Origin of the sequence: Bacillus sp. AR2-1, assembly GCF_008368755.1 — a bacterium.
GTDB classification, from domain to species: Bacteria; Bacillota; Bacilli; order Bacillales; family Bacillaceae_G; genus Bacillus_A; species Bacillus_A wiedmannii.
On sequence record NZ_QORY01000028.1, the window covers coordinates 1 to 14,490 of the forward strand.

The 14,490-nt window shown below is 35.2% G+C and carries 14 protein-coding genes; 3 read left to right on the forward strand and 11 right to left on the reverse strand.

Going from position 1 to position 14,490, the window contains the following annotated elements:
- Positions 1 to 57: 57 nt before the first annotated feature.
- From DT250_RS25995 to DT250_RS26045, 10 genes are all read right to left on the reverse strand, one after another.
- On the reverse strand, positions 58 to 492 hold the full coding sequence (locus tag DT250_RS25995) for an HIT family protein (RefSeq protein WP_149213921.1): 435 nt from the start codon (positions 490 to 492) through the stop codon (positions 58 to 60).
- Between the two features lie 62 nt (positions 493 to 554).
- Positions 555 to 932 carry an OsmC family protein gene (locus tag DT250_RS26000; RefSeq protein ID WP_149213922.1) on the reverse strand — a complete coding sequence of 126 codons (378 nt, stop codon included), beginning with the start codon at positions 930 to 932 and terminating at the stop codon, positions 555 to 557.
- Positions 916 to 2,334 carry an amino acid permease gene (locus DT250_RS26005; protein ID WP_149213923.1) on the reverse strand — a complete coding sequence of 473 codons (1,419 nt, stop codon included), beginning with the start codon at positions 2,332 to 2,334 and terminating at the stop codon, positions 916 to 918. The genes DT250_RS26000 and DT250_RS26005 overlap by 17 nt, the downstream gene beginning before the upstream one ends.
- Positions 2,335 to 2,538: 204 nt before the next feature.
- Entirely contained in the window at positions 2,539 to 3,183 is a 645-nt protein-coding gene (locus DT250_RS26010) for an amino acid ABC transporter permease (RefSeq protein WP_048541720.1), read from the reverse strand.
- Complete coding sequence (locus tag DT250_RS26015; RefSeq protein ID WP_088080421.1) at positions 3,184 to 3,840, reverse strand: amino acid ABC transporter permease; 657 nt, start codon at positions 3,838 to 3,840, stop codon at positions 3,184 to 3,186.
- A gap of 100 nt (positions 3,841 to 3,940) precedes the next feature.
- Positions 3,941 to 4,771, reverse strand: coding sequence for a glutamine ABC transporter substrate-binding protein GlnH (glnH, locus tag DT250_RS26020; RefSeq protein WP_000916483.1), 831 nt, complete (start codon positions 4,769 to 4,771; stop codon positions 3,941 to 3,943).
- A 12-nt stretch (positions 4,772 to 4,783) separates the two neighbouring features.
- On the reverse strand, positions 4,784 to 5,515 hold the full coding sequence (locus tag DT250_RS26025) for an amino acid ABC transporter ATP-binding protein (RefSeq protein ID WP_048541716.1): 732 nt from the start codon (positions 5,513 to 5,515) through the stop codon (positions 4,784 to 4,786).
- A gap of 136 nt (positions 5,516 to 5,651) precedes the next feature.
- Positions 5,652 to 7,112: an alanine/glycine:cation symporter family protein gene (locus tag DT250_RS26035; protein ID WP_000387178.1), complete on the reverse strand. Its 1,461-nt coding sequence runs from the start codon at positions 7,110 to 7,112 to the stop codon at positions 5,652 to 5,654.
- 159 nt (positions 7,113 to 7,271) lie between these two features.
- On the reverse strand, positions 7,272 to 8,243 hold the full coding sequence (locus tag DT250_RS26040) for a phosphotransferase enzyme family protein (protein WP_088061850.1): 972 nt from the start codon (positions 8,241 to 8,243) through the stop codon (positions 7,272 to 7,274).
- Between the two features lie 23 nt (positions 8,244 to 8,266).
- Positions 8,267 to 8,953 carry a CPBP family intramembrane glutamic endopeptidase gene (locus tag DT250_RS26045; RefSeq protein ID WP_088121278.1) on the reverse strand — a complete coding sequence of 229 codons (687 nt, stop codon included), beginning with the start codon at positions 8,951 to 8,953 and terminating at the stop codon, positions 8,267 to 8,269.
- Between the two features lie 149 nt (positions 8,954 to 9,102).
- On the opposite strand from DT250_RS26045, the gene gerKA reads away from it, so the two are divergent.
- From gerKA to gerKC, 3 genes are read left to right on the forward strand one after another with little or no spacing between them, the layout of a single operon-like run.
- Positions 9,103 to 10,605 carry a spore germination protein GerKA gene (gerKA, locus tag DT250_RS26050; RefSeq protein ID WP_149213924.1) on the forward strand — a complete coding sequence of 501 codons (1,503 nt, stop codon included), beginning with the start codon at positions 9,103 to 9,105 and terminating at the stop codon, positions 10,603 to 10,605.
- On the forward strand, positions 10,586 to 11,692 hold the full coding sequence (locus DT250_RS26055; RefSeq protein ID WP_060487006.1) for a GerAB/ArcD/ProY family transporter: 1,107 nt from the start codon (positions 10,586 to 10,588) through the stop codon (positions 11,690 to 11,692). Before gerKA ends, DT250_RS26055 begins: the two co-directional genes overlap by 20 nt.
- Positions 11,673 to 12,797: a spore germination protein GerKC gene (gene gerKC / locus DT250_RS26060; protein ID WP_000474009.1), complete on the forward strand. Its 1,125-nt coding sequence runs from the start codon at positions 11,673 to 11,675 to the stop codon at positions 12,795 to 12,797. Before DT250_RS26055 ends, gerKC begins: the two co-directional genes overlap by 20 nt.
- 31 nt (positions 12,798 to 12,828) lie before the next feature.
- Here the strand turns inward: gerKC and treC are convergent, their stop codons facing one another.
- On the reverse strand, positions 12,829 to 14,490 hold the full coding sequence (treC, locus tag DT250_RS26065) for an alpha,alpha-phosphotrehalase (protein WP_149213925.1): 1,662 nt from the start codon (positions 14,488 to 14,490) through the stop codon (positions 12,829 to 12,831).

Sequence of the window (14,490 nt, forward strand, 5' to 3'; positions counted from 1 at the left end):
GAAATTGGGCTTTTGTTTATTAGAATTTTACTGACTGTTCCCTTAAGAAAATCCCTCTTACGCCTTTTCAGTAAACAGCATTTGCTCTATCGCTTCTTGCAACAAATGCTTTGTCTCTTCCAAGTTATAATTCTTCTTTTCTCCTAGTTGTACCGTATAAAACTCGGCAAACGAGCGCTCTTTATATCTCGGTACGACATGCATATGATAATGCGTTAACTCATTAAAGATTCCACCATTTTGACAAATTGTAACGCCATCTGGTTTATATAATAGCTTAATCGCTTTTGCAATAAACTTGGAAGCATCCATAATCGATTTCGCTACAATATCATCCAATTCGTCCACTTCTACAACATGCTGCTTTGGCACAATTAAAGTATGACCTGGATAAAAAGGTTCATGATCTAAAAAACATGTTACATAGTCATCTTCATATATTTTATATATAATTTCTTGTTCGTTGGCTAATTTACATCCTAAACATTCCATTACACTTTCTCCTCTCTCTAAAACATAAAAACGTGAGAGCCGTATTCTCACGTTTTTATGTTTCACTTTATTAGTTCAATTGTTTCCGTAACTTTTATACTATCTTTTACCGATTGAACAATCGTGCAATTTTTCACTGCAAGTTGTAGTGCCTTGTCCAATTGCTCTTCTGTAACGTTTTGTGCTTTAATTTTATAGTGCAAATGAACACTTTCAACTGGTTTTGATAAAGCTTCACTTCTACCAATTTCCGTTTCGATTGTAAACGTATCGTATGTAATACGTTTCTTTTCTAAAATTGTTTGAAAGACAATTGCACTACATCCTGCGATAGAAGAAACGAGTAATTGTAACGGTGAATACCCATTTTCTTTTCCAATTGCTAATGGACCATACGATAAATCTGCCTCTATACCATCATGCTTAATTTTTATTTTCATACTTCGCTTCCATCTCCACTTTCATCGGTTTCTTCCGTCTCTTACTCATATAATAATATATATAGCAGAAAATGATAAATGGAATACCACAGTATAACGCCATTCTTTGTTCTGGAATAAACGCTAAACTAATAACAACGATGCTATTTGTAATTAAAGCTAAAATAGGAACAATTGGATATAACGGTGTTCTATACTTTAAGTCCTCTAACTTTCCTCCGCCTTTTATATACTGACTTCTAAAGCGAAGTTGCGATAAAGCAATAATGATCCAACTTGAAACAGCTGATAAACCAGCTATAGATAATAAGTACATGTATACTGTATCTTCTGCAAGGAAACTTGTGAATAAAGAAAGGCCAGCTACTGCAATCGTTACAACCAGTGCTGTAATTGGAATACCACGCTTATTTACTTTCTGGAACGATGTTGGTGCCATTCCTTCATTTGCAAGTGACCATAATATACGAGTTGCCGCATATAATCCTGAATTCGCTACAGATAGTAACGCTGTAATAATAACGAAGTTCATAATATCAGCTGCGTATGGAATACCGATTTTATCAAATACGACTACGAATGGACTTTCAATTACCCCTGCTTCTTTCCAAGAAATTAATCCTACTAAAATCGTCATTGTTAAAATGAAGAATAACATAATGCGCCATACTGTATTACGAATTGCACGTGGAATTGTTTTTTCTGGATTTTCACTTTCTCCCGCTGCAATCCCGATTAACTCTGTTCCTTGGAATGAGAAGTTAACCGTAATCATTGTAAGTAATACGGCAGCTAGTCCATTCGGGAATAATCCACCATCGCTTACAAAGTTAGAGAAAAGAGGTGCTGCTTCTTTTCCGTCATATGATATAAACCCTAATAATGCACCACCACCAAGAACAACAAACGCAAGAATTGTCACTACTTTAATACTAGAGAACCAGAATTCTAATTCAGCATAACTTTTCGCCGAAATTGCGTTTGACGCATATAGAATAACGCCGAATACGAGACACCATACCCAAACATCAACATTCGGAAACCATCTTTTCATCATTAAACCGATTGACGTTAATTCTAGTCCTACTGTCACTGCCCAACCAAGCCAATATAGCCAGCCAATCATAAAGCCCGTTCCTGGCCCAATAAACTTCGTCGCATACTTTTGGAAAGAACCTGAAACCGGCATTGCTACCGTTAACTCTCCAAGACAAAGCATTGTTAAATACATAATAAATCCGCCCACTAAATATGAAAGGATGGCTCCCCCTGGTCCAGCCTGATTAATGGTATAACCTGAACCTAAGAAAAAACCAGTCCCGATTACACCACCTAGTGCGATCATAAATAAATGTCTACTCTTCATCGTACGATGTAATTTCTCATTCGTTGATTGCTGCATCTAAATCCTCCCCCTACCGATACCCCTATATCTTGTTAAAATTTTCTGATAATAAAAATATACACGAAAGCGATTACAATTTCTATATAAAATTAAAACTTTTCTGATAAAACAATATAAAAAATCGAATTATCGCGAGATTTAGATTATAATTAAAGGAAAATAAGGAGAAACTAGGAAAAACCCTTACATATATTGTAAAGGTTAACGGATTTCTAATCTTCTCGATAAAATTGATAAACTATAATTTATGATAAAGTACATACAAGCTACTACTATAAACGTTGGAATCATATAATTCACATTCTGTCCGCTAATAATTTGAGCATTATGCATAAGCTCTGGCAGTGATATAACAACTGCTAATGATGTATCTTTCAGCAATGAAATAAACTGACTAACAAGCGGCGGGACCATTCTTCTTAATGCTTGTGGTAAAATAATGTGCCAAAGCGCTTGAACATACGTTAATCCTGAAGATCTTGCAGCCTCAATCTGTCCTTTTTCAATAGATAATAAACCACTTCGAACAATTTCAGATATCATTGCTGCTTCAAATATTGTTAAAGCAACAATTGTAGCTGTTATAATTTCTAATTTCAAGCCTGCTTCTGGAAGTGCAAAATACGTGAAAAATATAATTAAAAGTAGTGGTAAATTTCGAATTACTTCAACGATAATTCCTAATACTTGTGAGACGATAGGTATTTTCATATACCGCAATATCCCTATTACACTACCAATAATAAAGCTAAGTACAATCGCTACGAGCGCTACCTCTAGCGTTATAAGTAATCCTTTTAATAAAAACAGAATATGATCTCCTGTAATTGCTCCCTTAAAATCCATTTACACCGCCTCCTTTGCTAAGCGTTTTTCTAAATAACGCACTAGCATACTGAGCGGAATTGTTAATATTAAATAAAACATCCCGACAAATATATAGACGTCGAACGTAACCAATGTCTTCGTTGAAATTAAGTCTCCTTGATACATTAAATCCGTACCAGCGATAATTCCGAGTATGGAAGAGTTTTTTACTAAATTGAGAAATTGATTTCCTAGAGGAGGAATTACGATTTTCATCGCTTGGGGTAAAACGATATGGTACATTGCTTGCGTATAAGTCAATCCTGAGGAACGTGCTGCTTCCATTTGACCTTTTGCGACTGATAAAATACCAGCGCGAATAACTTCCGCAATAAACGCTGCCGTATATACGGTAAGCGTAACTGTTCCTGCTACAAACCCATTTAAAGTAATTCCTATTACAGGTAAAGCAAAATAGAATATAAATGCAATTAATACAAGTGGAATATTTCTTACAAACTCCACAAAAACTGATCCTATCCAATTTAAAATACGAATAGGTGCAATACGCATTACAGCCAAAATTACTCCTAAAATAAAGCTTCCTATTAATGCAATTACACTAGACATAACTGTATACTTAAAGCCTTCTAAATACATATCAATGTTATTCGTTAATATAGAAAAATCAGGCACATATTCTCCCCTCTTTCTTTACAAGAAGAGGATGAGCATCCCTCATCCTCTCACTGTTACTATTCACTAGAAATAAAGCCCCACTAATTAAAGTTTCACTTTACTTCTCTTGTTTTTGTCCAATCCATTTTTCATACAATTTATCGTATTCCCCATTCGCTTTCATATCTTTTAGTAAGCTATTAATCTCTTTCGTCAAATCATCTGCACCTTTTTGCACTGCAATTCCGTACGGTTCATCCGTAAAAATTTTCCCTACAACTTCATAATTTGAATCTTGTTTTGCCATGCCGTAAAGAATCGCATTATCTGTCGTTAAAACATCGCCTTTCCCCGCTTTTAACGCCGTAAATGCCTCACTGTAATTTTCAAATTCTAATACAGTCGCTTCTGGTGACTTTTGACGAATATTATTTGTAGACGTTGAACCTTTTACAGCTAACACTTTCACACCCTTTTTCACATCATCAATACTTTTAATATCGCTCCCTTTTTTCACAAGTAACGATTGCCCCGCTTTAAAATATACATCTGAAAAATCCACTTCTTTTTTACGTTCTTCTGTAATTGTCATTGTTGCGATAATTGCATCAATATCACCGTTTTTCAATAGTGGAATACGCGTTTTAGATGTTACTTCTTTTAATTCTAGTTTCTTTTCATCTCCGAGAATTTTTTTCGCAAGTGCTTTCGCGACATCAACATCAAATCCTTCTACCTGCCCAGTGGAAGGATTTTTTAATCCAAATAAGTTCGTATCATTCTTCACCCCAACTACTAGTTTCCCGCGCTTTTTAATTTGCTCAACAGCCCCACCTTGCTTCGTATTCGTTTCTTTCGCCTCATCTTTTTTACTTCCACATCCGGCAACGACAAGTACGAATAAACATGAGAATACGATTAACGTAAACAGCTTTTTCATTTTAAGCATGAAATTCCTCCTTTAATGATTTAACACTCGGCTTAAAAATAGACGAGCTCTTTCCTGTTCAGGATTTGCAAAAAATTGTGTTGGTGTCGTATCTTCAATAATTTGACCATCATCCATAAATAAGATCCGATCTGCTACTTCTCGCGCAAATCCCATTTCATGCGTGACAACGACCATTGTCATTCCTTCTTTAGCTAGTGTTTTCATAACATCAAGTACTTCCCCAATCATCTCCGGATCAAGAGCAGACGTAGGCTCATCGAATAGCATAATTTCCGGCTGCATTGCCAATCCCCTAGCAATCGCTACCCTTTGCTGTTGTCCTCCGGATAATTGATGCGGGTATACACTAGCCTTCTCCGGAATTCCTACTTTCTCTAAATAAAACATCGCTGTTTGCTCAGCTTCCTCTTTTGAAACTTTATTTACTTTAATCGGTGCTAGTGTAATATTTTGAAGAACCGTTTTATGTGGATATAAATAAAAATGTTGAAAGACCATCCCAATATTCCGGCGTAATTCATTCATATCTGTTTTTGTATTGTGTACCTCCGTATTTTGTACAAGTAACTCTCCATCTGTAATTGTCTCTAGCTGATTTATACACCGAAGCAACGTGCTTTTTCCTGATCCTGAAGGACCAACAACTACTACCACTTCACCTTTTTTCACTTGCACATTAATATCTTTTAAAACTTGAAAGTTGCCATAATATTTATTTACATTACGAAACTCTATCAACATACTCTCCCCCTCCTTCCCCTAACAAAGCATGTACATTCTTTTTATATTCAAAAATAGGCAAAAAAATAACTTCCAGCCTCATTTTGTCCATAAAAAAAGCAAAGGGATTTCCCTTTGCTTCTTCATTTCTATTCTATTAAGATACTTCTTCTTTCTTATCTTTCCCGTATTCATGCTCCCAGAAATCAGCATTTTTAATTCCTAATGGCCCTGGATCGAATACCGGATCTTTTCCTTCTTTTTTCTGCTTTTCATAATCCTTTAATGCAACTAATGCAGGTTTTTGTAATAGTAAAATCGCAATGATATTTACCCATGCCATAATTCCTACACCGATGTCACCTAAAGCCCACGCCGTTGCTGCTGTTTTTATACAACCGTAGAATACAGCTCCTAAAAATACAAATTTTAGTACCATAGACAGCCAAGGACGGTCTTTATCACGATTTAAGTATGCGATATTCGTTTCTGCAATGTAGTAATACGCCATAATTGTTGTAAATGCAAAGAATAGTAACGAGATTGCAACGAAACCGTTTCCAAATCCAGGGAAAACAGATTCTACCGCAGCTTGTGTATATCCCGGTCCTGGCTGAGCACCATTTAATTTATTTACGATAAAGTTTTTTCCGCTTGCATCAAATACGTTATACATGCCTGTAATAATCATCATAAATGCTGTTGCTGAACAAACAAATAATGTATCAATGTAAACGGAAAATGCTTGCACTAAACCTTGTTTAGCTGGATGTGATACTTCCGCAGCAGCTGCTGCATGTGGTCCAGTTCCTTGCCCTGCTTCATTGGAATAAATACCACGTTTTACTCCCCAAGAAATTGCTAAACCGATAATACCACCGAAAGCCGCCTCTAATGCAAAAGCACTTCTTATAATTAACATAAATGCTTCTGGCAACTTTTCAATATTCATAGCAACAATAACGCAAGCTACTAAAATATAACCTACTGCCATAAACGGTACGACAACTTGTGCCACGTTAACAATTCGCTTTACTCCACCGAAGATGATAAGAGCTAATACAACAACTAATAAAGCCCCTGATACGGTAGTGTTAATTCCAAAAGCTGTTTCTAAACTTACAGCAATACTATTTGCTTGCACACCTGGTAGTAAAAGCCCCGTTGCAAGAATTGTCGCTGCAACGAATACTAATGCATACCATTTCACACCTAAACCTTTTTCAATGTAATAAGCAGGTCCACCACGAAACTGCCCTTGATGTTTCGTCTTATATATTTGTGCTAATGTAGATTCTACATAAGCTGATCCTGCTCCTAAAAAGGCCACTGCCCACATCCAAAATACAGCTCCTGGTCCACCGAATGCAACCGCTGTTGCTACCCCAGCTATATTCCCTGTCCCGACGCGCCCTGATAACGAAAGTGCTAACGCTTGGAATGAAGAAACACCAGCCTCTGATTTTTCACCTTGAAATGTCAGCTTCACCATTTCGCCTACATGCCTTACTTGTAAAAACCTCGTTCGAATGGAAAAATATAAACCTACTCCTAAACATAAATAAACAAGTGCTGGACTCCAAACAATATTATTTAACCAATTTACGAAAGCTTCCAACATTCCCCCTCCTCCTTTATAAAGAATATTCAGAATATATATAAAATTATAAGTGTATACCGAATCTATAACAATATTATTTTAATAAAACAAACATATTTTTGTATAAAAAAACAAAGCATACATTTATTCTGTATACTTTGTTTTCACAAAAATGTATTATATATTCACAATTGCTTCTCTTTTTATAATTCTTTCATATAGCTCTTCTGATAATTCTCGGAAGTTATCTGGCATATCTTTCCCCTTAAACTTCTTTTGAAGTGTACCGTATAAACCAACATCACGTAGACGTAAAAACAACGGTAACGATTCGTACCAACTATCCGCTAGTCTGTGCTCATACTCATAGCCTTTTCGTAACACTTGTAGCTGTTTACGAGCAAAGTCTGTCTTCTCTTCCGCTGTCCACGGTGTAAATAGAACAGAGTAATAGAGAACCATCGCTAAATCATGTATAAAGTAATTATAAGCCGCATCATCAAAATCAAAGATTGTTAGCTCTTTACCATCATAATGAAAATTACCGGGATGGATATCACCGTGCATAAGGCCGAACGTTTCTCTTTCAATTGGAAGAGCCTTTATTTCATCCATTAATACCGCTGCAATCTTTTTCACTTGATCATCTTCTAATTCATTAACAATCCCACTTTCGTCTTCTTCCCACGTATCACGATAGTCTGTTTTAGGATAGTTCATTGTTAGGCGATGCAGTTGGCCAATCGCTTTTCCCCATGCTTCAAAGTAAGTCTCTCCCCAATAAGGAGATTCTTCTCCTTTTACTTGCTCACCTTTTGCATATGTAAATAAGGAAGCGAAAAAGAAAGTTTCATCCTCTGCTCTAATTTCTTCTACAAGATTTTGAGACGTTGAATAAAGAGGTCCTGCTACCTTTGCCCCATTCTCCGCGACATATCGTAAAAAATCTAGTTCAGCTTCGACTCCCTTTTTAGAACGATGAGAAGAGTGAGTTAAACGTAATACGTAATCTTCACCACGATCGCCCTTCGCCTTAAAAATATAATTTTCAAAATCTCCAAGTGGCTTCTCTTCCACTGTTACATGAAACAAACTCGCTGCTCTTTTTAAAACCTCTTTTGTAAAAACACGTTCTACAGCTATTTCCATATGTATCCCTCCTATATATCTTCTTAATTCGACACAAATGTTAAAAGTACTGCTATGAAATTAAATAGTGCGTGGGCAATTATAGCTGATAAAATAGAATTTGTTTTCTCATATAACCACGCAAATACTACTCCACTTAAGAAATTCACTGGTAATGTGTTATATGTTGGAATATGAACAACGGTAAATATTATAGAACTTATAAGCACTCCACCCCATATACCATATCTATCACGAAAAAATGTATAAAAAACACCTCGATATAAAATCTCTTCATAAATTGGTGATATAACTGCTGCTCCAATTACCGCGATACAGAACGAATATATTGATTTATTATTTTGGACCGTCTCCGTTTTACTATTTTCAAAAGAAATACCCATTTTCTCCATTATCATTAATACAGCAACACTAACTACAATTAAGGTAATCAATGCTATAACCGTCCATAAAAAATCTTTCCATGAAAGCTTTCGGATTCCAATATCTTTCCAAGATAGTTGATATCTTTTTATACAAAAAAGATAAACTACAGTAGTAAATATCACTGCCATTATAAATCCCATTAATACTCCGGCATATAATGAGTTCCCTATTATTTTTAAAGCATAGTTATAAAAAAGAGATTCAACTGTTACTGGGACAATTAGAAATACGAAAACTAATAAATATAAAATTTCTTTCCATCCCCACATATTTTTCAAAATCATATACACCATCCCTCTACTCCGTATTTCCTTAAGTATAAAAGATGACGTAACGTAACTTTCAAGATTTTTTTCCAAATAATCCAAGCATAAATTTCTCACAAAAAGCAAAAATTAACAGGAGTGACTTTATTCTAATAGAGGTGGAAATTATGACTGAACAGGAAAATTCACAACAAAATAATAGCAAAAAGCATATGTTTCCATCACTTCCGGAAAATATTAATTACATTGAAAATAAGCTCTGTCACTCAGATGATATAAAAAAATTAGATGTCCCTTTTCAAAACGGAAAAGGAACGATCATATATATTGAATCTTTAGCAGCTCCAAATCTAATTCATCAATTAGCTCTTGAGCCATTATTAACGCGGTCGGATTTATCATTAGATAAAGCTTTTTCTACGTTAAATATGAAAAAAGAAACGAATTTAAATTATGGGATACAACTTTTATTACAAGGTAAATCATTATATTTTCATGAACATGTCGTTAGTTTTTGTATTTTCGAAACAGCTTTATCTTTAAAGAGAGATATAGCAGAGCCTGATAATGAAGGGGTTGTGCGCGGTCCACATACTGGTTTTGTAGAGGACCTAGCAACTAATTTAACCTCTATTCGTAAACTCATTAAGAGTTCAAATTTAGTTGTTAAGTATTTTACAATTGGTGAAGAAATGCACACGAAAGTAGCAATTGCTTATATGCAAAATATAGCGAATGACGATTTAGTTACAGAAGTGAAAAGAAGATTAGAAACAATTAAAACGGATGCACTTATGCCACCAGGATACATACAAGAATTTATAGAGGATACGTCTTTCTCGCCATTTCCGCAGCAATTAAATACAGAGCGTCCAGATAGAGTCGCAGCAAATTTAATGGAAGGACGAGTTGCTATTTTATCTGACGGAGATCCAACAGTGCTCATCGTACCTGTTACGTTATTCGCTTTTTATCAATCACCAGATGATTATAATAACCGCTGGATTGTCGGTTCTTTTATCCGAATGATTCGCTTAGTAAGTTTTTTAATTGCCTTTCTCTTGCCAGCTTTTTATATTGCAACTGTCGCTTTTCATCCCGATGTGTTGCCGCTCGAACTTGTGTATACAATTAAAGCTTCATTAGAGAAAGTACCGCTTCCTCCTATTTTTGAAGCTCTCTTAATGGAATTAATCTTTGAATTGTTACGAGAAGCTGGTATTCGCTTGCCGAGCCGCGTTGGACAAACAATCGGTATTGTAGGTGGTTTAGTAATTGGTGATGCAATTGTAAAAGCTGGACTTGTTTCTTACACAATGATTATCGTTGTAGCTTTAACTGCAATTTCATCTTTTCTCGTTCCATCAAACGATATGAGTTCAGCAGTTCGAATTCTTCGTTTTCCATTAATGCTCCTTGCTGCTATATTCGGATATATTGGAATATCATTCGGTCTAATTATAACTTTCGTTCACTTATGTCAGCTTCATTCTTTTCATACACCATATCTTTCTCCTGTTGCCCCGATGCGGATTAAAGATATGAAAGATTCTTTCGTAAGACTACCAATTTGGTCATTTTGGGAACGACCACATGATCCAAAACCGAAAAAAATGCAACGACAACATGTAACGAGAGAGGATGAGGACGGTGACAAACACGCAAAGTAAAATCTCGCTAGTTCAATTTACCTTTTTCGTTATTCAATGCCAAATCGGAGTTGGTATACTTTCTCTCCCTAACCGTCTTCACCCAATTGCTAAAGGTGGTGGATGGATTTCTGCACTCATCGCTGGACTTGCAATTCAACTTATCATTTTACTTATGTGGCTTTTCTTAAAACGATTTCCTGATGCAGATATGTATGAAAGTGTTTGTATGCTATTTGGTAATAAGTTTGGAAAACTATTAGGTTTTGCTTATGTTTTTTATTTTACCCTTATCGGTATGACGGTTATGTTGAATGTTTGTAATGTCGTTAAAGTTTGGATATTACAAGCAACTCCGTGGTATGCCATTCTTATGTTATTTACAATAGCTTGTTGTTATGTAGCTTATAATACGTTTAAAGTCATGGTACGATTTTATGTCATGGCCTCTATTCTCATTTTACCTATGGCGCTTTTAATTGCCCTAGGGCTTTCCCGAGCTGATTTTTCTTATATTTTTCCCATTACAGAGGCTGGATGGTGGAATATTATTCAAGCATCGAAAGAAACAATTACAGCCATGTATGGTTTTGAAATTATTCTTATCGCTTTCCCAAAAGTAAATGGGAATTCTGTGGCAAAACTGAAGGCCATTTCTATCGCTAATGGATTTGTAACTCTTTTTTATACTTTTACTGTTTGGATTTGCTTTATCGTATTTAGTCCAAAACAAATTGAACTTATCCCAGAGCCAGTTGCTTACTTATTACGCTCCTTGCATATCGGGATTATAGACCGGACTGATTTACTATTCATTCCAATATGGATGATAACAGTTGTGGCTTCTATTGCGAGTTATTATTGCGCTGCTTCAATCGGAATTAGACATATCTTCAATCTTGCTAATCATAAAAAGGCTGTTCCAATCGTTGGTATTATTGCTTTTAGTGTAGCCCTATTTATAGATACACCTGAAGAATTAAAAGTAATTGCAACTTTCACTGATAAGTTCACCTATATTTTCATCGTTGTCCTCCCTCTTTTATTTCTACTCTATTCAGTAATAAGAAAGAAGAAAGGAGAACAGTATGTTCAAAAAAAGATTTAAATTACTTTTTATATTATGTACTAGTTCCCTCCTTTCTGGCTGTTGGGATCAAGAACCATTAAGGGAAGCAAGGTTAGCTTATAGTATTGGATCTGATATTACGGAAGAGAATAAACTCCAGCAAACAATCGAGCTCGTAAAAAGTTCGAGCGGAGAGCAATCTTCATTCGAAAATGAAATACATTCAGCAACCGGGCATAACATAAGGGATACAAGCGATGCCCTAAAAAAAAATGTGACTGGGAATATTCGCTATTTCAAATATGGTGTTCAATTACTAGGAACCAAAATTCTAAAAAAAGGTATACTACCCTATTTAGATGTCAGCTTTCGTGACCCAACAAACCCAACTGCTTTAGTAAAACTTATTGCAGTAGATGGTGAAACGTCCGAGATACTCGAAAAAAAGAAAGTAGGAAATTTACTAATTGGAGATTTTCTAAAGAAAAAAGTGAAAAGCTTAGAAGATATGAGTGTATTTCCAAAAGAAACTTTAGAAACAGCTGCTACAAAAATGTTAGATCCCGGGAAAGATTTCACCCTCCCGTCTATAAAAATAAAAGGAAAAGAAGTAATTACAAACGGGTTAGCTTTATTTAATAATGATAAATTAACTGGGCATTTACCTTTGAAACATTCTGTTTTATTCGTGTTATTAACCGGAAAAATGGGAACAAGTGCCCGTATAACCCAAAAACTTACTAGCGATGAATCAGAGAAGACATCTGATTATTTAACAATGGAAATTAGCAATCGAAAGTTAAAACGAGACTTAAAAATAACAACGGATAAAAAAGGAAATGTTTATGCTCACATTAAGCTTCAATTAAAAGTTATAGCGCTTGAAGCTCCGAGAGATAATCTTTACAAAATGGATGAAAGAGCCAAACTAAACAAAGAATTGTCTAAACAGCTTACGAAAGAAGCTAAAAAGATAACGAAAAAGTTACAAAAAGCAAATTGTGATGCTTTCGGTATTGGAAGACATCTTATCGCTTATCACCCTGACTTATGGAAGAAAAAAAATTGGAATAAAGATTATGCAAAAGTAAAATTTAAGCCTGAGGTAGAGGTAAGCATTTTGTATAGCGGTGTCTTAAAATAAAAGGTTGTATGCCACGCGGGCATACAACCTTTTATTTCGTATATCGATAGACAATTGCCTCATATGGTCTTAAGTTAAGTTTTGTAATATCCTTGCTGAAATCTTTATAATTCGACAGTAGTACTTCTTGCTTCATCCCATCTAATTGAACATGAGCTGGTACAGAGTACGTTATTTCTTCTCCATAGAAGTTATTAATAACAAGTAGCACTTCACTCTCTGTAGTACGAGTATATGCCCAAATCTTAGCATGATTTTCATCTAAAATAGCATATTCTCCTTCTGTAATTACATCATACGTTTTTCTAAGTTCTATTAACTTTTTATAATGATAAAATACAGACTCTTTATCTTCTAATGCTTTTTCTACATTAATCTCTTTATAATTCTCAGCAACTGAAATCCAAGGTGTACTTGTTGTAAAACCACTGTTCACCTTTTCATTCCACTGCATCGGAGTACGAGAGTTGTCACGAGATTTTTGTTTTAAAATCCCGATAATCTCTTCTTTTGATAATCCTTCTTCTAGCTTTATATCGTGTATATTTAACGATTCCACATCGCGATATTGCTCGATGGACTCGAATTTAGGATTCGTCATACCGATTTCTTCGCCTTGATAAATGTAAGGTGTTCCTTGCAACATATGCATAGCTGTCGCTAACATTTTCGCAGATTCATTTCGGTACTTTCTATCATCACCGAAGCGTGACACAATACGAGGCTGGTCATGATTACACCAGAACAACGCATTCCATCCTCCGCCCTTTTGCATTTCAATTTGCCAATTAGACATAATCTCTTTTAATTTAATGAAATCAAAATCAGCTTGCGTCCACTTATCTCCATTCGGATAATCTACTTTTAAATGATGGAAACTAAACGTCATACTTAATTCATTACGCTCAGGGTTTGAATATTTAATACAATTATCAATTGTCGTAGATGACATTTCTCCAACTGTAATTACATCTTTCCCTTCAAAAACCTTTCGGTTCATCTCTTGTAAATATTCATGAACGCGCGGGCCATCTGTATAATATTTACGCCCATCGCTTGTCGCCGTACTTCCGTCATCATTTAAGAACTGTTGATCTTTTGAAATTAAATTAATAACATCTAATCGGAATCCAGTTACCCCTTTATCAAGCCAAAAACGCATCATATCATATACTTCTTCACGAAGTTTTTTATTTTCCCAATTTAAATCAGCTTGTGTCTCATCAAATAGATGTAAAAAATATTGCTCTGTCTTCTCATCATATTTCCAAGCAGACCCACCAAACTTAGATTGCCAATTATTTTTTTCATCACGCCAAATATAGTAATTACGATATGGACTATTTTTATCTTCCTTTGCTTCCTTAAACCACTTATGCTCCGTAGAACTATGATTTACAACAATGTCGAGCATAATTTCAATGTTACGTGCCTTTGCTTCTTCTAAAAGCTCTTCAAACTCTTCCATCGTTCCGTAAGATGAATCAATACTGTAGTAATCACTTACATCGTATCCATTATCATTTTGTGGTGATTGGTATATCGGTGTTAACCAAATATAATCTACTCCGAGTTCTTTTAAATAATCTAGTTTCTCTGTAACTCCTTTTATATCACCGGTTTCTTTATTGTAATAGCTATTAAAGCTCTTCGGATAAATTTGATAAACTACACTTTTATGCCAATCCTTCAT